The following is a 24,261-nucleotide window of genomic DNA, read 5'->3' as shown; positions in this document are numbered from 1 at the left end:
GATCAACTCACACAGACCATCTGACACGCCCGGGCCGGGGAAACGCGGTCTACGAGCGCGCCGCACGGAAGTTCTTGCGCACCTGGCCCGACCCCGAGGCCTGGGCCCAGCAGCCACTTGCCGACCGGCTCGCCGCGGGAAGTCAGACCCGCCCGCTGATCACGTACCTGATGGTTCACCAGGGCCTTCGTCCCGGCTTTGACTATCTGCTCGAACGCAAGCTGTCCTCGATCTGGAGAGAAATCCAGTCCAGCTGGCTGCAGCCGGAGATCGATCGATTTCTGTCTGCATCCGAGGACCTGGGGTTCTCACTGCGGGTGCGGCTGGCGACCGGGTCGCAGGTGCCGGTGCGGCTACTGATCCAGACTGGCCGCCCGATCACCGAGCTGACCCAAAGCGACCTCGATGCGTTCGCCGCAGCCTGCCATGAACGAGGACGGCGTACCGGGACCAGCCACAGCCACTACCTATCGGCGATCAGCACCACCCAGACGGTGCTGTACCACCTGGGCGTGGTCGACCAACTGCCCCGCGCCGGGGGCCCGATCCCGCTGGCTGAGCGACTGGCCGAGATCACCCCATCGATCCGGGACGAAATGGTCGCCTACCTGGAGCGAAAGAAGGCAACCTGCCAGGTCAAGACCGTCTCGACCATGGCCACCCGACTCAAGCACTTCGGTGTGTTCTTGACCGGCATCGATCCTGACCTTGCCAGCGTGGCCGACCTGGATCGGCGCCACCATATCGAGCCCTGGCTGTCCTCGCTGCCCGACTCGGTCAGCGACAAGGACGGAAAACCGATCAGCAACGGCGACCGCAACCGACGCGTGATCGCCGTGATGACGTTCCTGACCGATATCACCGAGTGGGGCTGGGACGCGGCCCCCGGCAGGAAAGTGCTCTTCCGCGATGACATCCCCAAACTCCCGCAGGTGCTGCCACGGTACCTACCGATCGACGCTGATCGGCGCCTGCAACAAGCACTGACCACCCATCCCGCGCTCCTGGCTCAAGGTTCCCCTGGGCAAGATGGCCACCGAGCGGATGGTCCCACTCGATGATCAGACCCTCGAACTGATCGACAGGGTCATCCAGATTCGCTCCCACTGCCAGCCGTTGCCTCACCCGCGGTACCGGCGCCGAGCACAGTTTCTGTTCACCTACCTCGGACGCCGACTGACCCAACAGGGCGTGCGCGCCGAACTCAACCACGCCGCCGATATCGCCGGACTCGACCACATCACCTCCCACCAGCTGCGCCACACCTACGCGACCGCACTGGTCAACGCTGGCGTCTCCCTGCAAGCACTGATGGCCCTACTCGGTCACGTCAGCGCCGAGATGAGCTTGCGCTACGGCCGACTCTTCGACACCACCATCCGCGAGGAATACGAACGAGCCCTGGACCTGGCCAAACAGAACACCCCGCCCCAGAACCCGGCACCGGGCAGCCCCGGTGGCCGGATCCAAATTCCGCTGGCCGACATCACCGGCGGACGTCCCTGGCAGGACACGCCGCTGCTCAAATCGCGCATGGCAGGAGGATTCTGTCTACGAGCCCCAGCCCAGGGCGCCTGCACCTACGCCAACATTTGCGAACACTGCCCCAGCTACCGCACAGAGCCTTCATCATTGCCGATCCTGGCGGCCCAACGCATAGACGCCGAAGCACTTGCCCGCGACGCCGAAAGCCGAGGGTGGATCGACGAAGCCGACCGCCACCACAAGCTCCTGAACCGCCTCGATGCGCTCATCGCCGACACGGAAGCGGCCGCAGGATGACCGCCCGCGGCAAGATCAACCTCGTCGAACGCGCCTGCACAGACCTGGCCCGCGAAGGCCAACCGATCACGGTCGTCGCCATCGCAGCCGCCACCGGACTGAGCCGCTCGACGATCTATCGCAGCACTGAACTGCGCACCATCGTCGAGCACCACAAGCACCCCGAAACTCCGATGGCCTCGCTCACAGATGAACTCGCGACCCTGCGAACCGCGGTCAACTGCCTCGCAGAGCAAGTGCGCCGCCACGACGAGCAACTCCGCCGCATGCGCCGCTGACCGCGTTATCCGGCCAACGGCCCATCAGGCCCCCGATTAGCCGGATAATGCTGGGACAACGCCGCCGCGGAGACGTTCTTCGCCACTTTGAAAAACGAGATGTACCACCAGCAGGTGTTCCATACCCGCGCCCGAGCACGGTTCGCCGTCGCCGAGTACATCGAGGTGTTCTACAACCGTCAAAGACCGCACTCCAGCCTGGGCTACCGCACCCCGGCCCAGGCATGGGCCGACGCCCACAATCCCGCCGCCGAGGACCTAACCGAGGCGGCCTGACACACCCGACATCACCGAGGACCTGTCCACAATCCTTGACACAGCCCATGCTTGATCTCCAGAAGGCCCTGAATGTGGGGAGCAAGGCCGCTGAACAGGTTGTTCATGACCGTGTCCTTCGCGGGGCGATCCCGGAAAAGTCGAGGCAGCACTGGCGCATCCGCTGGGCGTCACCGGCCAGATAGTGTTTGGCCGAGTCGATCGAGCGATGACCCAACGCCCCAGAGATCACCGGCAGCACGGCGCCGTCTTCTAGCATCCGGGTCGCAAGCGAGGCCCGCAGCACCCGGAACCCGCGGCCGGAACCGCCCGAAGTACTCGCTCCGGTGCGAGCGAACGCCCGAGCAGAAGCGAAGTGCAGCCCCGACGAGGGAGCCAATGCCGTGAACGGGGCCTGCGAACGCAGAAACACCTGCTCACCCGTGGCGGCGGCGGGTCGCTCGTGCAGCAGGTAGTCGGCGATCGCATCCCCCACATCGGCCAGCAACGGCAATGTCAGGACCTGGACCGTCTTGTGCTGGGTCAGCGTAATCTGAGCCCTGGCCCAGTCGATATCGCTCAACCGGAGGTTCACGATATCGACGGGGCGCAGTCCCGTCCTGGCCGCAAGCAGCAGCATCGCCCGATCCCGGAGCCTGGCTGACGCATCCAGATCAGTCGAGTTGACCAGTGTGTCGATCTCACTCGGGCTCAGGACTCCCACCGGGCTGGTGCGACGGGCCGAGCGACCCGGCACCGCCCTCGATAGCCCGGGCCGCAACTCGGTTTCTTCCAGGAAACGACACAGCACACGAACCGCGGACAAGACGGTCCGCATACTCCCCGGACGGTAGCGCTGGCCAAGATAGGCCACCGCGGCCCCCACGCCCGCAGGTGTCAGCGCGCCCATCTCTGGGGCACCGTGCTCAGGCAGCCACGTCGTGCGCGAGATGGTGGCGTAAAGATTCTGCGTGGTTACTGCGAGCCCCTGATGCTTTAACCAGGCCTCGTACTGCTCTTGAACCGGGCGAAGAGCCTCGTTCAGCGTGTCGTTCGGATGCGTTGTCCGGGAAAGTCGCCACTGGTAGGAGCCGGTGCTGGTCACCTCCAACAGCACCAACGCCGCCTTGCGCAGCAACTTGAACTTCCACGGCTTGTACCGTCCCGCCTGATGCTCGCAGGTCACGAACTCCACGAAGTCGGCAACCGATTCCTCGGTCACCACTGCTGCACCGTCATTGCGCGTGGCGCAGAACGACTCGAACTGGGACCACGCCCACCGATACTGCATCAGCGTCGAGGGCGCCGAGCCCTGCCCGCTGATCGCGGCATCCGCTATCACGATCAGATCGTCCAGGAGAACACTCATCTCCCGCTCACCTCCAAGTAGAAACCGAAAGAGGCGAGCAAGCGTAGAGACGATCTCGTTATCCCGAGGAACTACCACCAAAACCGGCGCCGACCAGCACCTCAGGGTCACGACTCGGGATAACAGAATCCACCGGATAATCCTTGGGCTTGCGCACCCGGCCGGGCAGCACCGCAGCCGAATAGTGGGCGGCCATCTCCCGGTAGGCGTCATTGAGGACGATCTCGCCCTCGCGGGGATGGGTGATCACGCCGGTCCCCGAGGTTGTCGCACGCGATGCGCGGCACTGACCCGCCGAAGAACTCGAACATCGCCACGTGGGCCCGCAGCCAGGTGTCCTGCTTCATGTCCAATGTCGGTTCGACGAAGGCGTACCGGGAGAACGGCAGGCACGCCACGAACAGATACACCCGCCTCGCCTCGCCAGTGACGGGGTCGGTCAGCTGCATCGTCGGGCCAGACCAGTCCACCTCGACGGTCTGCCCGGCCTTGTGCCCGACCCGAGAGGCCAACCCAGCGACCAGTACATGCTGTTGGTACTGCTTACAGAACCGGTCGTACCCCATCGCCGGGGACCCCGAGCCCGTGCACCGGTCGATGTACTCGCCGTGCAAGAGCTTCATCGTCACCCCGACCCGGGCCATCTCCCGATGCACCTCGGCCCAGTCGGGCTCGGCGAACACGCTCGCGTGCTCACCCCGGCCCGGGAACAACAGCGAGTACACCTCGCCGTCCGGTAGATCTGCGACATCGTCCCAGCCGAGCTTGGCGGCATCAGCGGCCTCCAGCACCGCAGCGACGCTGTTGCGTGAGATCTGCTGCGAGGCCGCGATCGCCCGCCCCGACAGGCCCTCGGCGCGCAACTGCAAGACGAGTTTCGCCTTGATCTTCCTTACCATTGGGAACTGCTCCTTCCGCCAGGTGCCCGTTACACCCAGCGGGAGGAGCCTAAGAAGGTGGCTCTGAACGCGAATAACGGAGGCTCCGACGGCGTCCAACGCGTCAAGCCGCCGCTGGCTCTCAGGCCCGATATGACTGGCCCTCAGAAGAGCGAATACTCATGCTCGATCCGGTCCGCCGGGTCCACCCCGCGGTACTCCGGACGGATCGCCCGCACACGGTCCTTCAGGACCGTCATCGAGTGCGGCCACCCGATCCGCTCGGCGAGCACCGTGGCCGGCATCGTCGGGTACTCCGCCAGGAGCTTGCGGATCTCCGGCTCAAAGGCGTCGACCAGCGATCCCTTCCGAGCCCGCGGGTACTTCGGCGGCTCCGACGACGCCAACGCCGACCTCACCGTGTTCCTCGCTATACCCAACCTCCTCGAGATCTCCTTGATCGGAACCCCCTCGCTGTTGTGCAAGCGACGTATCTCGGCCCACTGCTCCACTGCAATCACCCTCCCAGGGTCGGGAGGGGTCAAACTTCACCCGTCACCCGGGGGTCAGTATTCACGCGCCGTCGACAACTGGCCCCCGGAGGCAATACCGGTGGACCCCAGTGAGACGAATATTCACTGGATCGCCAGCGGATCGAGGCTCAGGGCTATCGCTCGTGCCAGAACATCCTCGCCCTGGCCCGCGGGGACAACAAGATGCTGCTCGAGCGGGCCTGTGGCCAACTCGTCTCCGAGACCTCCCGCCGGGCGATCAGCTACACCGCCGTCAAGCAGCAGCTGGCGGCCCTGAGGACCCAGGCCGCCGCCCGGCCCACCACCACGCAGCCGGCGGTGGCGGCTGACGGACCGGCTGGAGCCGCCGCCGGGTCGGCGAGATACCACCGGGGCGCATCTGGCCGGGCCCGAGCAGTTCAGCCTCGCCGCCCTCACAGGAGGCCCGAGCCCGAGCAGCGGCACCGCGGGGCGGGAGGAGCTGCAGTGACTGATCGTCATCTCACCGACGCCGACATGCCACTGTTCACCCAGTTGCGGATGACCGCGTTCGGCCAGACCGTCATCGACTTGGCCAACGATCCCGCCTGCGACGAGTGGACCTTCTCGGAGAAGATCTTCCACGCCCTGGACAAAGAGATCACGGCCAGGCAGAAACGCCGGACCCAGAAACTACTCAAGGCCTCCAGATCGCCAAACCCTGACGCCTGCGTAGAAGAGATCCGCTACCTGCCTGACCTCAGGCGTCATCCGCGAGCTAATCGCACGACTGAGTAGCTGTCAATGGATCGACGCCACTCGTAATCTCGTCGTGCTCGGCCAGTCCAGCGTGGGCAAGACCTACCTCGTCCAGGCACTGCTCAATGCCGCGTGCCGAAAGTACTACACCGCGAGGTTCTTCCGACTCGACGACCTGGCCAACCGGCTCGCCGTTCTGGAGCCGACCTCGCAGCGCAGGCTGGACTTCCTCACTGACCTGCACAACTGTGACCTGCTGGTTCTCGATGACTTCCTGACCACGCCGGTGGCTCCGCACACAGCGGCGGAGCTGCTCAACATCCTTGCCGCTCGGGAAGGCCGGGGCTCGACTCTGGTGACCTCGCAGTTCGATCCGCCCGATTGGTACAAGTCGCTCCAAGACGCGGTCATCGCCGAATCGATCCTCAACCGGATCGTCGCCGGCGCCGAGATCATCGCCCTCGACGGCCCGAACATGAGACGACACCTCGCCACGGCAACGCCATAGCGGCCCAGCGGTCGGACGGGCAGATGCCGCTATCCGATGCCCGTCCGACCGCTACCCGATCATCAGAACCGCGCTTTCCGAAGGGCGTCCCAAACACACAGCATTGAAGGAGTGAGCAGTATGACCCAGAACCGAGCAGTCCATGTTGCCCGAGCGGCCGGAACCGGAGCGGTGGCCGGCTTAGTAGGGGCCGGATTGATGGTCATCGGCGAGAAAGCCGAACAGGCGATCACGGGCAGGCCGAACTCGTACGTCCCGGCGCGCGCCCTGCTCACGCTGTTGGGCCAAAAGCCTGGCGACGACGACCGCCCGGACGGGTGGAACCACCTCATGCACTTCAGCACCGGCGCGGCGCTGGGTGCTATTCGCGGCGTGTGGGCGGCCACCGGGATCCGAGGAGTTCATGCGACCGTGTGGCACACCGCCGTCCGGCTGGGATTTGACCAAACCGTGGAAAACGCCACCGGAGTCGGAGCGCCGCCGTCGACCTGGCCCGCGAGTGAGCAGGCCGTGGACAACCTTCACAAAGCCGTCTTCGGCGCGGTCGCCGAACGGCTGCTACCGCCCACCCTGCAGTCACAGCGTGGACGCATCAGCCACTGACCCCCGCCCTGAAGATGGTGGACATCGCTAGCCACAGCAGCGCGACCGCCGAGATTCTGCACTCGGGAAGTGACCGCGGTTCTTGCTGACCTTGCGCAGCTTCTCCAGGCATGGGTCAGTGCAGCCGGAAGCCGGACGGGCCACTTATCCGACGCTGTCCCGGTGTGCCGGTGCTGTGGAACTGGCCGTGGTCTTGTGGTCACGCGCAGCAGTGCCCGGGGCAAGGAACGCTAGCAAGACTGCGGCGGCGGCGGTGAGGATTGCCAACGTAAGTGTGGCCTGACTGCTGCCGTTGACAAATGCCTCTTTGGCGTAGTCGACCAATGGTTGCGCCATTGGTCCGGCTTGTGCGGCGACCTCTAGGGCGGCGGCCAGGGAGTCGGAGACCGGACCGCGGGCAGGTTCGGGTAACTGAGGCAGGGCGGGTTGGATGTGGCGGGTGTATCCGGCGGCCAGCACACTGCCGGCCACTGCGATCCCCATCGCAGCGCCGATCTCGCGGGCCGCATCGTTGACCGCGGCGGCGACCCCGTGTTTGCTCTCCGGAGTTTCGGCGACGATCGCGTAGGTCGCCGGGGCTGTGCATAGTCCGAGCCCTGCACTCATGATCAACAGCGGCCACAGCAGGTCGAGGTAACGTGCGTCGACGGTCATCCGGCTGACCAGCATCAGGCCAACTGCGATGGTCACCAGACCGGCGACGGTCATCACTCGTAGTCCAAATCGCTGTGACAGTCGGGGGGCGATCACCGAGATCACGATCAGGGGGACCGTCATCGGCGCTAACCCCAACGCCGAGGCCAGCGGTCCATATCCCAGGATCAGTTGCAGGTACTGCACCAGGAGTAGGAATACCCCGAAAGTGACCAAGAATTGGATGGCCACCGACAACGAGCCGGCGCTGAAGCCGCGCTTGGCGAACAACCGAACATCCAACAAGGGGGCCGAGGATCGCAGCTCAATCAGGATAAAAAAGGCTGTCGCCAACATGCCGGCCCCGGCGCTGGCGAGAACGATCGGGTCGGCCCAACCCCGCGCTGGAAACTCGATCGTGGCGAATACGATTCCCGCAACCGCGACTGCAGCTGCCGCCGCGCCCACCCAGTCCACGGGAGGGTGATCATGCTGGCTGGACTCAGCGATTGTGCATGCCAGCGCGGCCAGTAAGGCTCCCGCTGCGGTCAGTCCAACAAATACCGACACCCACGACCAGCGCTCAAGCAACACCCCGGCGCCGAGGATGCCTAACACTGCTCCGGAGCCGGCGACTCCAGCCCACACACCTACTGCTCGGCCGCGATGAACGGCGGCGAAACCAGCAGTCAGAATCGAGAGCGTCGAGGGCATTACCAGCGCAGCGCCCGCCCCGGCAATCGCTCGCGCAGCGATCAACCAGGCCGGGTCAGACAGCAGCAGGGGAAGTGCGGACGCAATGGTGAATATCGCCAGGCCTATTACGAGAACTGCGCGTCTGCCATAGCGGTCACCGATCGCTCCAGCGGGCAGGACCAGGCACGCCAGTACCAGCGTGTAGCCGTCGACGATCCAGGTCAGCTGGGCTTGCGTCGCTCCAGTCTCTACCGCAATCTCCGGTAATGCCGAATACAGCGCGGCCATGGCCGCGACCACCAACGCCACGGCTAGGCACGACACCGTGAGCATCCACCATTCGGCTCGGGTCCACCGGGATGACTCGGTGATGGCCTGTTGGGGTGAGTGCATCGCCCGCCCCTTGCTGTGAGATGGTCGGTCTTGGTCTGAGACAAGTAGTATCACAGTATCCGGCTGGCTGGACAGGTCAGCTTGGACGAGAAGTGACCGTCGGCCGAAGGGGGAGAGCGTGAACGACTGGAGTGCTGACCGGCCCGCTACGGACGACGATCAGCTCGATCCGCGACTGCTGCGCTCACGAAAACGATTGCTCGACGCTGCCACGCATCTCCTGAGCACTGGCGGTGTAGAGGCGGTTACCGTCGAGGCGGTCACTCGAATGTCAAAGGTTGCGCGGGCCACGCTCTATCGGCATTTCGGCGGGACCGCCCAGTTGCTTGCGGCGACCTTCGAGCGGGTGTTGCCTCGCGTCGAAGTCTCTGCCACCAGTGGGTCGGTACGCGACCAACTCATCGCGCTTCTCACGGCCCAAGCCGACCTGATTGACCAGGCGCCGCTGAACATTACGACTCTGGCTTGGCTGTCAATCGGATCAGTCGGCGGCGATCCTGCCGATTCGGCCGCGATCACCTCACTGCGTAGTCGAGTCATCGAGGAATACCGGCAGCCCTTTGACCGCATCCTCACACATCCTGACGTTCGAGCACAGCTCGGCAACGTCGACGCCACCTTCGCGATCGTTCAACTCCTGGGTCCCGTCCTGTTCGCTCGCCTTACTGGGCTCTGCACCGTCGACCACGACGGATGCGTGCAACTCGTTGATGATTTTCTTGCTGCCCGCAAGCAGGGAGGCGAACCCATCCCGGCCGAGTCCATCCACGACCTGAACCGCCCTGGCGCCGGCGGATCTCGCTAAATCGGGGCTTCTTCTTGTCGGATGGGTGTGACCGCTCGATCGCCGAGGTCGCCGGGGAGGTGGCGAGGCAACCCTTGAGCCCGGTCGTTTCGGTGCGAGCGGCGGCGAGCCATCCGCTGCAGTCTGAGTGCGGCCGGAACTTCTACCGTCCAGTTTTGACTTCCCGATTAGCCCCGGTGTTTCATGGGGATCTGCGGATCGCTGGGCGAAAATAGACCGAAGTGCTTCCTGATCAGGGGAAACTGGGACTTGTCTAAGGTTCCATGTTCTCCAGCAGAAAGCACTCGGTAGGTGAAGCGTACTTCGTGGTCGGCCGGTCTGTCCGTTACTGCTGATGGTGTCGGGGTGGTCTCGCATGCCGGGGCCATCGTGCCTCGGCTTCTGGCTGATCAGGTCGGTCTGACCGCCGAGCTGTCAGGGGCCATGGCTCGCCGCCGGTTCATCCCGATCCACGATCGCGGCCGGGTGTTGATCGACGTCGCGGTGATGCTCGCCGATGGCGGCGAGTCCATTTCCGACATCGGCGTCCTGCGCCACCAATCCGGGGCCCTGGGCCCGGTGGCGTCGGCCCCGACGGTGTGGCGCACACTCGATGAGGTCACCCGCCGGCAAGCGCAAGAAGATCCAGGCGGCGCGAGCTCGCACGCGGCGGCACGTGTGGTCCCACCTGCCCGGCGGAGTACCCGCATCGGCGTGTGCGGGGCGGGATCTGGGATCGACGGTCGTGCTCGATGTGGATGCCACCATCGTGGTCACGCACAGCGAGAAGGAACATGCAGCTCCGACATATAAGAGCACGTTCGGGTACCACCCGATCGGGGTGTGGTGCGACAACACAGAAGAGTTTCTCGCCGGGAGCCTGCGCCCGGGCAACGCCGGGTCCAACACCGCTGCCGACCACATCGACGTCCTGGGCCAGGCAATCGCGCAGATCCCCGCCAGTCATCGGCGTGATCTGCTGATCCGCTCCGACGGTGCCGGCGCCTCCCACGACTTGCTGGAGTGGATCACCGAGCAGAACCGCGTCCGTGGTCGACGGGTGGAGTACTCGGTCGGCTTCGCTATCACTGCCCCGATTCGCCGGGCCATCGCGACCTGCCCCGAAGCCGCGTGGGGACCAGCGCTCAACCCCAACGGGGACATTCGCGACGGGGCCGACATCGCGGAGCTGACCGGGTTCCTCGCTCCCGGGATGCTGGCCAAGTGGCCAGACGGGATGCGGGTCATCGTGCGCCGCGAACGGCCCCACCCGGGTGCTCAGTTGTCGATGTTCGAGGAGATCGACGGGTGGCGCTACCAGGCTTTTGTCACCAACACCGCCACCGGCCAGCTCCAGTTCCTCGAGGCCCGACACCGGGCTCACGCCCGGGTCGAGGACCGGATCCGTCACGCAAAAGACACCGGCCTGGGCAGGCTTCCCTCGCGGGAGTTCGCGGTCAACCAGGCTTGGCTGGTGGCGGTGATGATCGCCGCTGACCTGGTGGCCTGGACTCGGATGCTGGCCTGCATCGGCGAGGCCGCCGTTCTGGCCTTGTGCGAGCCCAAAGCGCTGCGCTACCGCTTCCTTCACGTGGCAGCCCGACTGGTCCGTAGTGGCCGGCGGCGGCGCGTGAAGATTCCCGAAACATGGCCGTGGGCCACCGCCATCGTCGCAGTGTTCAACACGATCGCCGCGATCCCCAAACCAGCCTGACCTCACCTGCCCGCCCACGACAGCACCACCGGAGACCCGCCCACCGGCAGCGCCAGCCGGCACACACGCACGCCCACACGCGAAAACAAGCCCGCCGTCACCCGACAGCAGCAGTCACACCGGCCCGTGAATCAGCGGGGTTAGTCAGGCTGCTGCAAGCGATCGCGAAGCTGACTCCAGAGCTTCAGCCAGTTGAAGCTCGAGCGTGGGCAGGAGGCTAACCGCCGAAGCCACACGTTCCAGCCGAGTACGCACATCGACCTCGTGCTCGATCCCGGCTCGGCCGGCCTCCGTCCATGTCTGTGCACAGTGTCTGGCGGCTACAGCGAGATCTTCGGTCGCGAGGTCACCGGTCAAACGTGCCACGTCCGCGCAGCCGTCAGCGAGCAGCTTTCGGAACAGGCCGCCACCGGTGCCGGCCTTCTCGATGAAAGCGCTCAAGCTGAATAAGAGGATCTCGAGTTCGTCAGCCGGTAGATGGGACCAAGTCCGGACATCAGCGGCGAGCTGGGCGACCGCTGCTAAGCCTTCGGAACCGCTCACCGCGGTCGTGAGATCAACGACTCCTGGCGGAGTTGGGTGGCGCATGTTCGCTGCCGATTGACGGAAAGCCGCTGCGGCAACCTGCGCAAGGTCTGGTAACTCATGCGGCCAGGCGATGCGGTACGTGGTGTGACGTGTCGGTTGTGGGAATGACATCGACGACCGTGCTCGAGCGAGAGCGTCGAACGGAACCTTTTGGACCTCGGCACGGTCGTTGTCAACAACGAAGGCGATCCTCTCCGCCTCGTCGTAACCAATTACCACGATATCGTGGCGACTCATTTGGAGCCGAACCCGCAGGTAGGGCAACTCCGCGATGTCGCCCCATATCAGGGCTGGCCTTCCGGCATCGACCTCCTGGCTAATCCACGACCATCCTTCTCGGGGATCGTCGGTCGTGAGCACTTGGACCTGTGCGCCCAGTAGATGGGGGAGATTTACTTCGAAATCGGAGTCTCTCCCTACCAGATAAAGCGGCGGGAAGAGGTCGCTCGAGCGCAAGTAGGACAGGCCAAGTGACCCCCCGAGGGTGAAGACGAGACCTTCATCGGGCGGTCCTTCCCAGCCGAGGCCTTGCCAGTGCAGGAGGTCTCGCATCGCGGCTGAGCCGCAGTGCCCCCCGACCCGATGTGGATAGTTCTCGATGAGCGTCTGGCGAGTCATCAGAGTTCCTTTCTGAACGGCAGGCGGGCACGAACCGGGCTCTCTTGCTGCGCCAGTGGGATGTCAGCGCCGTTCGTCGAGGCTCCGCCGCTGACCGTGCGAGTCTCGCTCGGGACTGGCTTACCCATTGCGCAAGGAATCGGGAGAACCCGTATGGGCGAAATCGGTCCGGACGAAAGGACGCTGCTGTGTGATGACCTGTTTGCTGAGCATGAAATCACGGGGACGATTGATGCAGTCTGCAGCAAGGAGTTCGCCATCACGGAGGTAGAAGCAGCTGAAGTCGCGGTCCCGGGTGGGGTCACCGCTGAGGACGACTTCGTCGTAACCGGTGTTGAGACCGGCGATCTGCAGCTTGAGATCGTATTGATCTGACCAGAACCAGGGCAGCGACACTGCGCTCTTGGACTTCCCGCAAAGGGTAGCCGCGGCGAGTTTCGCCTGATCGGTTGCTCCGGGTACGCACTCCAGCCGGACTCGGCGACCGTATCGAGAGATGTACTTGCTGGCACAGTCTCCGGCGGCAACGATGGCTGGGTCACTGGTTCGGGCGTGCTCGTCGATCACCACACCATCGTTCAGGGTCAAGCCCGCCGCCTCGGCGAGTTCTGTTCTCGGTTCAACACCGATACCCACGATGACCAGATCAGTCGGAATCGACTCGCCAGTAGATAGTGTGACCTCCCGGACGCAGTCGTCTCCGACTAATGCTGCGACTTTGGCGCCCGTTCGGATATCGATGCCCTCCTCTCGGTGGATCCGCTCGAAGAACGTTGATACGTCGGGAGCAGTGACCCGCTCGAGGACGCGAGTGGTCGCCTCGAGCACGGTGACGTCCAGGTCCAGTGCCCGTAGTGAGGCGGCCGTCTCAAGTCCGATGTAGCCGCCCCCGACGATCACCACCCGCCGCCCGGGGGTGGCGGACGTGCGGATCTTCTCGACGTCTGCGGCGGTCCGAAGGTAATGGACCCCGGCGAGATCGGCCCCAGGAACGCGGAGCTGACGAGGGCGGGCTCCCGTGCACAGCGCGAGCTTGTCGTATGTCAGTGTGTCGCCGGTGCTCATAACGATGTGCCCAGCCGAGCCGTCGATCGCCTCCACGTGCGCGTTGAGAAGCTGGATTCGCTGCTTGGAGTAGAAGTCCGAACTGCGGATGGTGATCTCGTCGAGGGTGGTTTTCCCGGCGAGATACGCCTTCGACAGTGGCGGGCGCTGGTAGGGCACCGTGGGCTCCTCGCCGATGAGGACGATCTCACCGCTCCACCCGTCCTGCCGTAGGCTCGCCGCGAGTTGGGCTCCGGCATGGCTGGCACCGATGATGAGGGCTCGCTGCGATGTCATGTGCCGGATTTCGGGGTGAGGCGCACCATCATCTTGCTGATACCCCGCACGAAGTTGGACTGCACGTACTCGGGTTCGCCGACGACCTCGATGTTCTCGAAGCGGGGGAGCAGCTCTTCCCAGAGGATCCGCAGCTGCATTTCGGCCAGTCGGTTGCCCATGCACCGGTGTACGCCGAACCCGAAGGAGATGTGGTTGCGGACGTTGGCCCGGTCGATGATGAAGTCATCGGGCCGCTCGAACACACGCTCGTCGCGGTTGCCTGAGGCGTACCACATCACGACCTTGTCACCCTTACGGATGAACTGACCGTTCAAGATAGTGTCAGTCTTGGCGATTCGGCGCATGTAGGCCAGCGGCGTTTGCCACCGGATTATCTCGGAGACCATGTTGGGGATCAGGTCAGGGTTGGACTTGAGCTTTTCGAACTGGTCTGGGAACCGGTTCAGCGCCAGAACGCCACCACTCATCGAGTTCCGGGTCGTATCGTTCCCTCCGACGATCAACAGTACGAGATTGCCCATGAACTCCATCGGACGGTCGATCAGATCCTTGGTGTTCTCGTTGCTCTGCAGCATGGTGACCAGGTCGAAACCGGGTTCCTCCCCCTCTGCTAACCGAGCCTTCTTGTCGTACCACAGAGAACTCAGACCGCTCGCCATCTCGCGTATTCCGTCGAACGTCTCGTCGAGGTCCGCAGGACCACCGTTCGCTTCCTCGAACGAAGTTGCAATATCTGACCAGTACACGAGTTTGCGACGTTCCTCGTAGGGGAAGTCCAAGAGCGTCGCGAGCATGCGAGCTGTCAGTTCGATCGATACAGCCTGGACCCAATCGAACGGCTGATTCACCGGCAAGTCGTCTAGTACCTCGCGAACCCGAGACCGAATGAGCGTCTCCATCTCGCGCAGGTTCTTCGGCGCCACCACCCCCTGCACAGCTGCTCGCTGCACGTCGTGGCGCGGTGGGTCCATCGCGATGAACATCTCGATATCGAGAAAACGAGGCGGGGCCCCGATCACTATCATCGGCTCGGCGGAGAAGACCTCATGGTTCTTATCGACCGCGATGATGTCTTCATGTCGGGTCACTGACCAGAACGGCCCGAACGCACTGTTGGGCTGAAAGTGGACCGGAGCCTCGTTTCGCAGGCGCTCATAGTAGGACTGCCAGCGTCCTTGCCGATAGAGAAAGGGATTACTGAGGTCGATGTCGGCGAGTTCGACGTCCTCGACGGGGGGGATGGGCTTCTCTACGAAGAGCTTCTTCCCATTCGTCCTTGTCACCCAGCGCCGAGTCCTGTCGTACAGATGGGCGCCCCGGATCTGCAGATCCATCGGGATGGCCGACTGAACCTTGTCGCCGATCGTATCGGAAACCTTCACGTGTCTCACCTTGTCTTTCGTCGTTACATCTGGAACGTCGTTACATCTGGAACTCTGGCACCTGGACGGTAAGGCCGTCCCAATCCGCGGACGCGGTCATCTGGCACGACAGTCGGGAGGTCGGCAGCCGTTCGGGGTTCATTGAGAGCATCTCTTCTTCACTTGCTCCCGAGAGGCCCACCACGTCGGACCATTGCGGATCAACGATGACATGACACGTGCCGCACGCGGCTTCGCCTCCGCAATCGGCGTCGATTCCGGGCACCGCGTTGTTGACGGCGATCCGCATGAGTGACTGCCCCTCCTCCAAGGGCACCACGTGCTCCTCTCCCTCATGTGAGACGAAGGTTACGACTGTCATCGCTGGCTCCTGCATGGTTGTTCGGGTAATAGCTGCTCACAGCATTGCTAACAACGACGACTGCGGCTAGGTTAATTGAGGGCAGAAGCTTGTTAATTTGGCTCAGAAGGCGGGGCGATGAATCTTGATCGCGAGGGCGTGCCACCGCTCGTGTTCGCGCAGTTACTTGAGAGCCCAGTTCTGGAGCAAGACGCCGTTGCACGGTTTCGCGAGATCATGGATCGTGAGCGAAGCGACGTCGAGTCACTTCTCGCCATCAACGCCCAAGTTCCCCTGCGGTGGATCAGGGAAGCCTTGCCCGACCTCGACGTTGACCAAGCAACGACCCTCGGTTTGGCGTTCGCCCAGCATGCTCATCTGACGTCCTTCGGACCATTAAGCGTCCCACTAGTAAGCGCAGGTTCCGCAGGCGAGATATTGGAATTGCTTGCCTACCTGCCGCTAATAACCCCAGCCCTGAGTGCGCAGTTCTACGCAGGTGGACACGGAGTGTCTGTCGCGCTCAATGGGCAGACGGGCGATCGAGTCCTAGACTCCCTAGTGGTCACCTACTGTGGTGCGGTCCTGCTGAGGCTGCTGAATATACTCGTTGGCGATGCACCAGACATCACACTCTCACTGGGTTGGCCCGCTCCGGAAGGTCTGCCCGTGGATCAGGATTGGTTAGCTGGTCGCCTGGTATTTGACGCTTCACTGTCCATTCTGCATTTTCCCGTTGACGCGGTCAATCACGTCTGCCGGTTCTCTGATCCCGTGGCGTATCGACTCGCTATCAGTGACTTGCAGCGAAGGCTCGACGAGCGGAGTAAAATCGCCTCGTATTCGGACAAGGTGAGACGTCTGATAGAGAAGCGTCCCGCAGATTGTGGAAGTCAGTGGATTGCAGACGAACTCTCCATCTCTACGAGCACACTTAAGCGGCGCCTCTCTGAGGAAGGGATGACCTATCGCGGACTGCGCCAGTCGGTCATTCGTGAGTACGCGATTCTTCGTTTACTGGACGGATCTGTGTCCGCGAGCGAGATCGCCACGGACCTCGGATATAGCGACCTCGCCAGCTTTTCACACGCTTTCAAGCACTGGACCGGCCACCCGCCGACGGGGTTCCGTCGTAGGTAGCGCTGCCACTTGGTTGACTCGTACAGGGCAACTGGCAATGCACGGTGCCTTCAGCTTCGCCCTTTCTTTGGGCGTGGCGTTCAATAGCTTCAGGCTCCGCCGACACCCTCGACGTATTCGGGCCTGGTGCTCGCGGCGGTGAGTTTGGCCTAAGCCCTCGAGTTTCTCTGTGACTGCAAAAAGTGTTCAACCTCGACCACGATGAACAGGGCAGTGGCAGTAATAACAGTGCGGCCCTCTGCATCCTCCATCGTGGACTTGAGGTCCAATTTCCGGCCATCGCGAGACCGAACTGCAGCGCGCAGGATGTACGGGGTGTCGAGTAGTGCTGGCGCAAGATACTCGAGCTCGAGACGGCGCGTCACGGCGAGCTCGCCGACCGAATACAGCAAGAAGCCGAAGAGGTCGTCAATCACGGTCGCTACCGCGCCGCCGTGTGCAATGCCCGGTGCCCCGACGTGGCGCTGGTCGAACTGGTGGTGTGCGACGACGCCGTCTCCGTCACGCCGTACCGAGAGGAAGTGACCATTCGGGTTCTCTGGTCCACAGCCAAGGCAGTTGGGGTGGTGGGGAGGAAGCTCGGAGGAACCGGATTCCATGCGCGTGAACGAGGCCACCCAGTTGTCGATATCGGTACCTATCGGCTCGCCGGCCTTGTCGCGAAATGTGTCCATGTCCAGACCTTCCTGTCGATGAAGTTGTACTGGGTGCGATACCTCGGCTTGTGGCGACGGAGATATCGCCGACACCCGCACGTCCGACCCGTGACCCAACCTTTGACCGGGACGTCCAAGGGGCCCTGAGGCCCGATGCGGGTGGCCTGAGCAACTGGCTGTCGACGGCACGATAGTCAGGTCGACAAGGCCGACTGAGCCGGGACACCTTGTATTGTACGAACATACAGTAAGCGGTACCGACGTATAGTCTAGTGTCGCGTTTCTGAAGTTGGTTTAGGGTTCGCTTTCACGAGGATCTGTTCGGGAGTTTTAGTCCAGACGAACGGGTGTTTGCGGTCGTTCCAGCCCGTGATGAACTGGCGAATCTTGGCATTGAGGTCCTTGACAGATGTAAAGACACCACGGCGGATGGCCTGCCGGTCGATGATCCCGAACCAGACTTCCACGAGGTTGAGCCAGGATCCGGACGTCGGGGTGAAGTGCACGTGGAACCGCGGATGCTGTGCCAGCCACACCTTCACCGCCGGGGTTTTGTGGGTCGCGTAGTTGTCCATCACCAAGTGCAGGTCAACCTCCGGGTAGGCGCGGTCGAGTTGACGCAGGAACGCCAGGAACTCCTGATGGCGATGCTTCGGCTTGACCGCGCCGGTGACGTGCCCGGTCGCAATGTCCAACGCGGCGAACAGAGTCGTGGTGCCGTGCCGCTTGTAATCGTGGGTGTGCCTTTCGATGCTGCCGGTGCGCATCGGCAGCATCGGCGCGGTCCTATCCAGCGCCTGGATCTGACTCTTCTCGTCAACACACAACACGATCGCGTTGTCCGGTGGCGCCAAGTACAACCCCACCACGTCGGTGACCTTCGCGACCAGTTCGGGATCGGTGGAGAACTTGAACGTTCCGGCCCGCCAAGGCTGCACCCCGAACTTGCGCCACGCCCTGGCCACGGTGGCGTTACCGATCTTCAGATGATCCGCCAGCAGGCGTGAGGACCAGTGCGTCACCCCGTACTTCTTCGGCGGAGGAGTCAACGTCGTGGTGATGATCTTCTGGTCATCTATCCGCTTCGGCCGGCCAGAGCGCGACTCGTCGAACAGGCCCGCGATCCCATCCGCCTCATACCTGCCTCGCCACTTCCACACCGTCGTCGGCGTCGTTCGCTCCCGGTCAGCGATCCGAGAGTTCGCCTGACCTTCCGCCGCGAGCAGGATAATCCGCGCCCGCATCGCCAACCCCGATTGGATCGACGTTGACCGCGTCCACGACTCCAACTCCTCGCGGTCACCATCACGAAGAATCAAAGCCGGAGCCGGGTTATTGGGCATGACCCATTCTCCCAAACACCCAAGCATTTAGGAACTAACGACACGCGATACTAGGGTCCGCGCCGATGCTGTTCAGGTGGTCGACGTCATCGTCACTCAGCTGGGCCGTTTGTTCCTCCAGCCGCTCGTGGACTCGATGTGGTCCCATCTCGGGACATACACCCACACCGAAGGCCACGACAAGCCGGAACTGAGTGTTCGCGTCACCGAGACATTGGCACTGCAAGGAACGCCGCAATGACCTTGGTCATGGAAAGTCGCTGGTTTCGAGGCCGGACGATGCCGCGAGCCGCCGAGAATCGTTGCCGCGTGACGGCCACAGTGGACTCCACTCTTAGGGGCAAGAAAACGAGATCCTGTGGCACGCCGTTGACTATCTGTCGCAGGCGAACCCGCCAGACGACGATATACCCGTGTGGGGCAAGAAGGTCGGCTCTCGGAATGTCTCCGACCACGCCCACGCAGGGGGCGACGGAATCGCGCACAGCCTCAGACCGAGCAACTCCACCAGTCGCGCCCCCGCGCCTGCTGATGAAGCGCCGGGCTCTGAGGTGTCGAGTTGCCAGTGCGAGCGGGACTCAGGGTCGCAGTCGCGGCTATTTCATCCGAGCCAGCCCTATAAGAAGGTCTGGTTGCACATTCCGCACCCGCGTCCAGCGACTCGCGATATGTGCGAAAGTGTCGCGAAGAACGCGAACCGCGACGAGTAATCACAGGTGACAGCAGTATTCGGCGATCTGGGTCGTTTCGCGCTCAACGCCCGAAAGGTGCTGAAGCGACGACTTTTTGGTCGATCACGCGCAGGTCGTCGGCTGTTCGAGACGGGACGAACGTGCGAGCCGTTCGGGGAGCGGTCGAGTTCGCGAGATTTCGTTCGTCACCAACGCTGCCGTCGGTGAGGAATCGATCGACCGGCCGACGACTCGCCGGGAGTAGGCGTCCAGGATCACACAGCAGTACACCTTGCCTTCGCGAGTCGGGTGCTCCGTAATGTCGGTGACCCATAGTTGGTTCGGGCCCTGGCGTGCGAAGTCTCGCTTGACCAGGTCGGTGGAGATGTCGACCGCTCTGATGCGCTTGAACTGGCGGCGCCCCGAGATGCCCTTTAGTTCAGCTCGGCGCATCAGTAGCTCGACCTGGTTGTGGCCAACCTCGACGCCTCTGCCAAGGGTCAGCTAGGCGTGCACGCGCCGATCGCCGTAGGTACCGCGGGACTCGAGGTGGATCTGGCTGATGAGATTAGTAAGCATCACGTGCCGAACGCCGCGCTCGGACGGTGGCCGCTTTCGGTGTTCGTAGAACCCGGCCTCGGATACACCCAGGACCCGGCAGGCGACCTGTACGGGACGCCCTTCCGCGGCGATCACTTCGACCGCCGCGTACCGACTTTCGGGGCGGTCTCCTCCTTCAATAACTCGACGGCTCGGTGGGTGTCAAGGGCCATTGAGTTCTGCCCGGGGGCGGTTGTGAGACCTGCTCGGTGACGGTCACCAGATCTGCCCGGAGATGGCCATGGGTCTGCCCCGGGGGTCTGGCCATCTCCGGTCTGCGGGTTGTCAGGCCAAGGGCTTCACCCCCTGGCCGGCGAGTGCTTGGGAGAGGCGGATGGAGTCACCGCTTGTCTGGCAGACGTGGGCGTGGTGCAGGAGCCGGTCCACTGTCGCGGTGGCGATGGTCTTGGGCATGAGTTCGTCGAAGCCGGCGGGGTGCAGGTTCGAGCTGATCGCGATGGCACGTTTCTCGTAGGCGGCGTCCACCAGGCGGTATAGCCCTTCGGCGGCGTCGGTGGCCACCGGGAGCAGACCAATGTCGTCGACGATGATCAAATCGGCGCGCAGAATCTTGGCGATGGCCTTGCTGACGGTGTCGTCGGCACGGTGACGGCGCAGCAGCACGCCGAGGTCTTCCAGGGTGAACCAGGAGACCTTCAGTCCCTGCTCGACTGCCTGCTGTCCGAGGGCCTCGAGCAGGAACGTTTTGCCGGTCCCGGAGGGCCCGCAGACGACGAGGTTCTCCTTGCGGTACACCCATTCCAGCGTCCGCAACGCCTGTTGAGTCGGTGCGGGGATCGAGGAGACGGACTCGTCCCAGGCGTCGAAGGTTTTGCCGGTGGGGAACCCGGCGGCGGCGCGGCGCGTGGCCAGTGAGGCCCGGTCACGGCCAGTGGCCTCCTCTGCCAGCAGAGCACGCAGCACCTCGGCCGGGTCCCAGCGTTGGGCCTTGGCGGTGGCGATCACCTCGGGCGCGTGGCGGCGGATGTGCGGCAGTCGCAGGCGCCGCAGCACGGCGTCCAGGTCGGCGGGCAGCGGCGGGCTGGCCGGCCTCCCCAGCGCCGGAACCTCGGTAGTGGTCATCGGTCTTCCTCCTCGGAATCGGTGGGAGCCGGTTGCCCGCCCAGGGCTGCCCATCCGGCGGTGCCCTGGGTCAGCGACCGGTCCTCACCCGCGGTGTGGGCCTGGCCGGTAGCGCCGGAGGCGGCGTGGTGGTTCAGGATCGAGGGCAGATCGGCCTCGGCGAATCGGCTGTGCAGCGCTGCCTGCCCGAGTGCCCAGTCGACCTCGTCTGGGTCGAACAGTTTGGCCAGGGCGACGGCCTCGGCCATCTTCACCCGCATCCTGGCCGTGCCCGCAGCGGCGGCCTCGGTCAGCCACAGCCGGGCTCCGTCACCGAGGGCCAGGAACGCCGCCTCCGCGGCGTTGCGGGCGCGGGGTTGGCGGTGCAGGGCCCCGGCCGGGGCTTCCGGGAAGTGGGCTTCGGTAAGCCGTGGGCTGCCCGGGGTGGCGCGCTGGTGGCGGGCCACCTCCACCGGCCCGTCCGCTCCGATGTGCACCACGACGATCTGCTCGCCGGCGCCAGCGCCGTACGGGCGGACCCACACCGTCTCACCGAGCAGCGCGTGCGGCACCGAGTACTGCCCGGACTCGAACGTCACCATCGGCGAGTTCACCGGCACCTGCCGCGTGGTCCCCAGTGCCACCGTGTACGCAGCGGTCGGCACGGCGTGCAGGCGGGCCCGTTCCTGGGCGAGCATCTCGGCCGGGGCCCGCCGGGTGACGCGGTGCTCCCGGTTGTTGATCTGCTCGCACCACTGTTCGCAGGCGGCCTCCAGTTCGGCGAACGAGGCGTACTCGCCGCGCAGGTTCGTCTCCTTGGGCACCAGGTCGGCTTTGGCGACCTTGACTGTGGACTCGCTGCCACCCTTGGAGGCCAGATCGGCTGGCTCGCAGGTGAGCACCGTGACTCCATAGTGGCGGGCGAACGCCACCACCTGCGGGTTACGCACCGCCATCCCCGCCACGTGCTCCACGGTGACGGTCTTCTCGTTGTCGGTCAGCACATACGTCGGCGCACCACCCAGGCGGCGCAGCGTCACATCCAGGGCAGCGAACACGCTCGGGGCCGTCTTGTCGCGGATCGGCAGGACCACTCGGAACCGTGACCACGCCAGCCACGCGCAGAACAGCACGGTTTTCACCCCGTCGATCACCGGACCGTCACCGAAGTCGTACTGCAGCCACAGGCCCGGCTCGGTCACCCATGGCCGGTGCACCCGGGCGTTCCCGAGCCGGTAGGACTTCTTCACCGCCGCCACCGCCCGACGCGTGGTGCGCTCCGAGCCGGTGAACCCCACCGCGAGCAGCTTCTCGTGGACCACGTCCGCACGGATCTTGCCGCCCGAGCGCTCCACCCACTCCTCGACCTTCGGCATGAACTCGTCCATCAACTGCGGCCGCGCGGCCGGCTTGTCGGTCAACTGGCCCGCATCACGAGCCGTGACATAGCGGGCGACGGTGTGGTGCGAGACCCCGGCGAGCTCGCCGGCATCCCGATAGGACTCTGTCAGATCAAACGCTTCGAGAATTTCCATGATCTCCTCGGCAGACTTCATGTTGTCCCTCCTCGGGGCGATGGGCGCTTGGAGCACCGCTATCGCACCCGAGGAGGGGCCCCGAACCGCCCAAGCAGGCCGGGAAAGAATGTCGTGTCGGGCAGATCCCACGACCGCCAGCGGGCAACTCTCACGTCCGCCAGCGGGCACCTTCGTGACCGCCTACGGGCAGTCTCTCGTGTCCGCCGTCAGTGGGCGACGGCTAGCTCTGTCTCAAGCTCGCGGATCCGCTTGTTCGCTTTCGCGAGTTCACCTTTCTCAGCACTACTCAGTCCAGATGCCTCGCCCCGGTCAATCCGGTCCTGCCGGCGCCAGTTGTAGATCGTCTGGTCACTGAGATCAAGGTCGTACGCGACAGCAGCTACGCTGCGCCCCGCCGCGAGCAAGTCGAGGACCTTGCGCCTGAACTCAGCCGAATAGCCTTGTCGTCCCATCTCTTCCTCCCGGTGTTCGCCACCAGAATCCAAAAATTCCGACTCCGTAGAACCCGGGACACACCACATCTCCGAACGCACTCACGCCGGCTTGGAAGCCGCCCGGGCCCGTGGCCGGGTCGACGGGCGTCCACCGCTGTTGTCCGGGGACAAACTGCTAGGCGTTCTGGCGGACCGAGTGCTCGCCGAGCGAGCGAGTACGCGTCGGGGACGGACTACTGTCCCATGACAGGTGCCGGGAGTGACCGGGCGATGATCTCCTTCATGATCTCGGTGGTGCCGGCGTAGATCTGACTGATCCGCAGGTCGGTCCATGCGCGCGCGATCGGATACTCCTCCATGTAGCCGTAGCCGCCGTGGAGTTGCAGGCAGGTGTCGGCGACTTGCTGAGCGCGTTCGGAGCTCCAGTACTTCGCCATCGCGGCGGTGGGGATGTCCAGTTCGCTCTTGACATGCAGGTCGAGACACTCGTCGATGAAGGCGCGGGTGACGCGGGCTTCGGTGGCGACCTCGGCGAGCTTGAACTTGGTGTTCTGGAATCCGAAGATCGGTTTGCCGAACGCCTCGCGCGTGAGTGTGTACTCGTGTGTCAGGTCCAGCATCAAGTCCATCGACGCGGCGCAACTGACGGCGACGATGAGCCGCTCCTGCGGGAGCTGCATCATGAGCTGGACGAAGCCCTGCCCCTCCTCGGTGCCGAGCAGATTGCTGGAAGGCACACGTACGTCATCGAAGAAGAGCTCGCAGGTGTCTTGCCCCTTGAGGCCGATCTTGCCGAGGAGACGGCCGCGTCGAAATCCTTCGGAGCTGGTCGGCACGATGACCAGTGAGACGCCTGCAGCAGCCTGATCGGGGCTGGTCTTGCAGGCGACGAGCACCATGTCTGCGTGGTAGCCGTTGGTGATGAAGGTCTTGGCTCCGTTGATGACGTAGTCGTCGCCTTCTCTGACTGCCTTCGTCTTGATTCCCTGGAGGTCGGAACCGGTCCCCGGCTCGGTCATCGCAATGGCGGTCACGACCTCGCCGGAGGCCATTTTGGGCAGCCACTCGCGCTTCTGCTCCTCGGTGCCGTAGTGCAGCAGGTAGTGCGCCACGATGCCGCTGTGGAGTGCGGCCCCCCAGCTGCTGTCACCGATGCGGGCCTGCTCCTCGATAAGGATTGCCTCGTGGAAGAAGTTGCCGCCGCCCCCGCCGTACTCCTCGGGAATGGAGGCGCACAACAGGCCGAGCTCGCCGGCGCGGGTCCAGAGTTCGCGGTCGACGCGCTTCTGTTCGATGAACCGCTCGATGTTGGGCTTGATCTCCCTCTCGCAGAACGTCCGGGCGAGTTGACGGAAGTCGTCGAGGTCCTGGTTCATCCAGGGTGAACGGCGGCTGGGCATGG

At 64.1% G+C, this 24,261-nt stretch carries 22 protein-coding genes and 4 pseudogenes; 11 read left to right on the top strand and 15 right to left on the bottom strand.

All coding sequences use genetic code 11. From position 1 onward, the window contains the following. Window positions 1-74 precede the first annotated feature (74 nt). The 4 genes and pseudogenes from CK206_RS20135 to CK206_RS11475 form a co-directional block, all read left to right on the top strand. A complete protein-coding gene (locus CK206_RS20135) occupies window positions 75-1,061 on the top strand; it encodes a hypothetical protein (RefSeq protein ID WP_216824134.1) in 987 nt (328 codons plus the stop codon). Continuing rightward, window positions 1,030-1,782, top strand: a complete 753-nt coding sequence (locus CK206_RS20130; RefSeq protein ID WP_216824132.1) for a tyrosine-type recombinase/integrase — start codon at window positions 1,030-1,032, stop codon at window positions 1,780-1,782. Before CK206_RS20135 ends, CK206_RS20130 begins: the two co-directional genes overlap by 32 nt. Further along, window positions 1,779-2,060 (top strand): DUF6262 family protein, encoded by a 282-nt coding sequence (locus tag CK206_RS11480; protein ID WP_007632371.1) that lies wholly within the window; start codon window positions 1,779-1,781, stop codon window positions 2,058-2,060. The genes CK206_RS20130 and CK206_RS11480 overlap by 4 nt, the downstream gene beginning before the upstream one ends. A 48-nt stretch (window positions 2,061-2,108) precedes the next feature. Then, a pseudogene (locus CK206_RS11475) lies at window positions 2,109-2,336 on the top strand (integrase core domain-containing protein); the annotation flags it as partial. Between the two features lie 103 nt (window positions 2,337-2,439). On the opposite strand, the gene CK206_RS11470 reads toward CK206_RS11475, so the two are convergent. The 3 genes and pseudogenes from CK206_RS11470 to CK206_RS11460 all read right to left on the bottom strand — a co-directional run. Continuing rightward, window positions 2,440-3,684 (bottom strand): tyrosine-type recombinase/integrase, encoded by a 1,245-nt coding sequence (locus CK206_RS11470; protein WP_159981131.1) that lies wholly within the window; start codon window positions 3,682-3,684, stop codon window positions 2,440-2,442. Between the two features lie 139 nt (window positions 3,685-3,823). Then, a pseudogene (istA, locus tag CK206_RS11465) lies at window positions 3,824-4,583 on the bottom strand (IS21 family transposase); the annotation flags it as partial. A gap of 170 nt (window positions 4,584-4,753) precedes the next feature. Further along, window positions 4,754-5,083, bottom strand: a pseudogene (locus tag CK206_RS11460) (IS21 family transposase); the annotation flags it as partial. Window positions 5,084-5,560: 477 nt separating this feature from the next. Between CK206_RS11460 and CK206_RS20390 the strand changes: the two are divergent. The 3 genes from CK206_RS20390 (at window position 5,561) to CK206_RS11445 (ending at window position 6,923) form a co-directional block, all read left to right on the top strand. After that, complete coding sequence (locus CK206_RS20390) at window positions 5,561-5,851, top strand: ATP-binding protein (protein ID WP_254050561.1); 291 nt, start codon at window positions 5,561-5,563, stop codon at window positions 5,849-5,851. Next, a complete protein-coding gene (locus CK206_RS20385; RefSeq protein WP_326493482.1) occupies window positions 5,808-6,320 on the top strand; it encodes an ATP-binding protein in 513 nt (170 codons plus the stop codon). The genes CK206_RS20390 and CK206_RS20385 overlap by 44 nt, the downstream gene beginning before the upstream one ends. A gap of 120 nt (window positions 6,321-6,440) precedes the next feature. Further along, a complete protein-coding gene (locus CK206_RS11445; protein WP_096906472.1) occupies window positions 6,441-6,923 on the top strand; it encodes a hypothetical protein in 483 nt (160 codons plus the stop codon). Between the two features lie 144 nt (window positions 6,924-7,067). Here the strand turns inward: CK206_RS11445 and CK206_RS11440 are convergent, their stop codons facing one another. Then, entirely contained in the window at window positions 7,068-8,645 is a 1,578-nt protein-coding gene (locus tag CK206_RS11440) for an MFS transporter (protein ID WP_096906471.1), read from the bottom strand. Between the two features lie 118 nt (window positions 8,646-8,763). Here CK206_RS11440 and CK206_RS11435 point away from each other — a divergent pair, with 118 nt between their 5' ends. Together CK206_RS11435 and CK206_RS11430 are read left to right on the top strand one after the other, a co-directional pair. Beyond that, window positions 8,764-9,450: a TetR/AcrR family transcriptional regulator gene (locus tag CK206_RS11435; protein WP_096906470.1), complete on the top strand. Its 687-nt coding sequence runs from the start codon at window positions 8,764-8,766 to the stop codon at window positions 9,448-9,450. A 291-nt stretch (window positions 9,451-9,741) separates the two neighbouring features. Then, window positions 9,742-11,143 (top strand): annotated as a pseudogene (locus CK206_RS11430) (IS1380 family transposase). A 144-nt stretch (window positions 11,144-11,287) separates the two neighbouring features. On the opposite strand, the gene CK206_RS11425 reads toward CK206_RS11430, so the two are convergent. The 4 genes from CK206_RS11425 to CK206_RS11410 all read right to left on the bottom strand — a co-directional run bounded on the left by CK206_RS11425 (window position 11,288) and on the right by CK206_RS11410 (window position 15,436). Next, a complete protein-coding gene (locus tag CK206_RS11425) occupies window positions 11,288-12,349 on the bottom strand; it encodes a BtrH N-terminal domain-containing protein (RefSeq protein ID WP_007633702.1) in 1,062 nt (353 codons plus the stop codon). Window positions 12,350-12,469: 120 nt separating this feature from the next. Then, window positions 12,470-13,690: an NAD(P)/FAD-dependent oxidoreductase gene (locus CK206_RS11420; protein ID WP_096906469.1), complete on the bottom strand. Its 1,221-nt coding sequence runs from the start codon at window positions 13,688-13,690 to the stop codon at window positions 12,470-12,472. After that, window positions 13,687-15,027, bottom strand: a complete 1,341-nt coding sequence (locus tag CK206_RS11415) for a cytochrome P450 (RefSeq protein ID WP_371607091.1) — start codon at window positions 15,025-15,027, stop codon at window positions 13,687-13,689. Before CK206_RS11415 ends, CK206_RS11420 begins: the two co-directional genes overlap by 4 nt. 88 nt (window positions 15,028-15,115) lie before the next feature. After that, the gene (locus CK206_RS11410; protein ID WP_063972867.1) at window positions 15,116-15,436 is read right to left on the bottom strand and encodes a 2Fe-2S iron-sulfur cluster-binding protein; all 321 of its coding nucleotides are present in this window, start codon (window positions 15,434-15,436) and stop codon (window positions 15,116-15,118) included. Window positions 15,437-15,553: 117 nt separating this feature from the next. On the opposite strand from CK206_RS11410, the gene CK206_RS11405 reads away from it, so the two are divergent. Further along, the gene (locus CK206_RS11405) at window positions 15,554-16,555 is read left to right on the top strand and encodes an AraC family transcriptional regulator (RefSeq protein WP_063972868.1); all 1,002 of its coding nucleotides are present in this window, start codon (window positions 15,554-15,556) and stop codon (window positions 16,553-16,555) included. Between the two features lie 149 nt (window positions 16,556-16,704). Here the strand turns inward: CK206_RS11405 and CK206_RS11400 are convergent, their stop codons facing one another. Together CK206_RS11400 and CK206_RS11395 are read right to left on the bottom strand one after the other, a co-directional pair. Beyond that, window positions 16,705-17,229 carry a PaaI family thioesterase gene (locus tag CK206_RS11400; protein WP_017836045.1) on the bottom strand — a complete coding sequence of 175 codons (525 nt, stop codon included), beginning with the start codon at window positions 17,227-17,229 and terminating at the stop codon, window positions 16,705-16,707. Between the two features lie 251 nt (window positions 17,230-17,480). Further along, window positions 17,481-18,554: an IS630 family transposase gene (locus tag CK206_RS11395; RefSeq protein WP_096906468.1), complete on the bottom strand. Its 1,074-nt coding sequence runs from the start codon at window positions 18,552-18,554 to the stop codon at window positions 17,481-17,483. A gap of 76 nt (window positions 18,555-18,630) precedes the next feature. Between CK206_RS11395 and CK206_RS11390 the strand changes: the two genes are divergently transcribed. Beyond that, window positions 18,631-18,795 carry a hypothetical protein gene (locus tag CK206_RS11390; protein WP_227022448.1) on the top strand — a complete coding sequence of 55 codons (165 nt, stop codon included), beginning with the start codon at window positions 18,631-18,633 and terminating at the stop codon, window positions 18,793-18,795. Between the two features lie 553 nt (window positions 18,796-19,348). Here the strand turns inward: CK206_RS11390 and CK206_RS20760 are convergent. The 5 genes from CK206_RS20760 to CK206_RS11360 all read right to left on the bottom strand — a co-directional run bounded on the left by CK206_RS20760 (window position 19,349) and on the right by CK206_RS11360 (window position 24,259). Further along, window positions 19,349-19,678: a DDE-type integrase/transposase/recombinase gene (locus tag CK206_RS20760; protein ID WP_096906467.1), complete on the bottom strand. Its 330-nt coding sequence runs from the start codon at window positions 19,676-19,678 to the stop codon at window positions 19,349-19,351. 432 nt (window positions 19,679-20,110) lie between these two features. Further along, on the bottom strand, window positions 20,111-20,908 hold the full coding sequence (istB, locus tag CK206_RS11375) for an IS21-like element helper ATPase IstB (protein ID WP_096906465.1): 798 nt from the start codon (window positions 20,906-20,908) through the stop codon (window positions 20,111-20,113). Continuing rightward, on the bottom strand, window positions 20,905-22,443 hold the full coding sequence (gene istA, locus CK206_RS11370; RefSeq protein ID WP_096906464.1) for an IS21 family transposase: 1,539 nt from the start codon (window positions 22,441-22,443) through the stop codon (window positions 20,905-20,907). The genes istB and istA (CK206_RS11370) overlap by 4 nt, the downstream gene beginning before the upstream one ends. Window positions 22,444-22,631: 188 nt before the next feature. After that, on the bottom strand, window positions 22,632-22,877 hold the full coding sequence (locus CK206_RS11365; RefSeq protein ID WP_096906463.1) for a transposase: 246 nt from the start codon (window positions 22,875-22,877) through the stop codon (window positions 22,632-22,634). Between the two features lie 215 nt (window positions 22,878-23,092). Next, on the bottom strand, window positions 23,093-24,259 hold the full coding sequence (locus CK206_RS11360; RefSeq protein ID WP_063972188.1) for an acyl-CoA dehydrogenase family protein: 1,167 nt from the start codon (window positions 24,257-24,259) through the stop codon (window positions 23,093-23,095). Between the last annotated feature and the right edge of the window lie 2 nt (window positions 24,260-24,261).

The sequence above is a fragment of the Dietzia sp. WMMA184 genome (assembly GCF_002441635.1).
In the GTDB taxonomy this organism is placed as follows: domain Bacteria; phylum Actinomycetota; class Actinomycetes; order Mycobacteriales; family Mycobacteriaceae; genus Dietzia; species Dietzia kunjamensis.
Note: the sequence above shows the minus strand (reverse complement) of the source record. Positions and strands in the feature narration are given on the sequence as shown.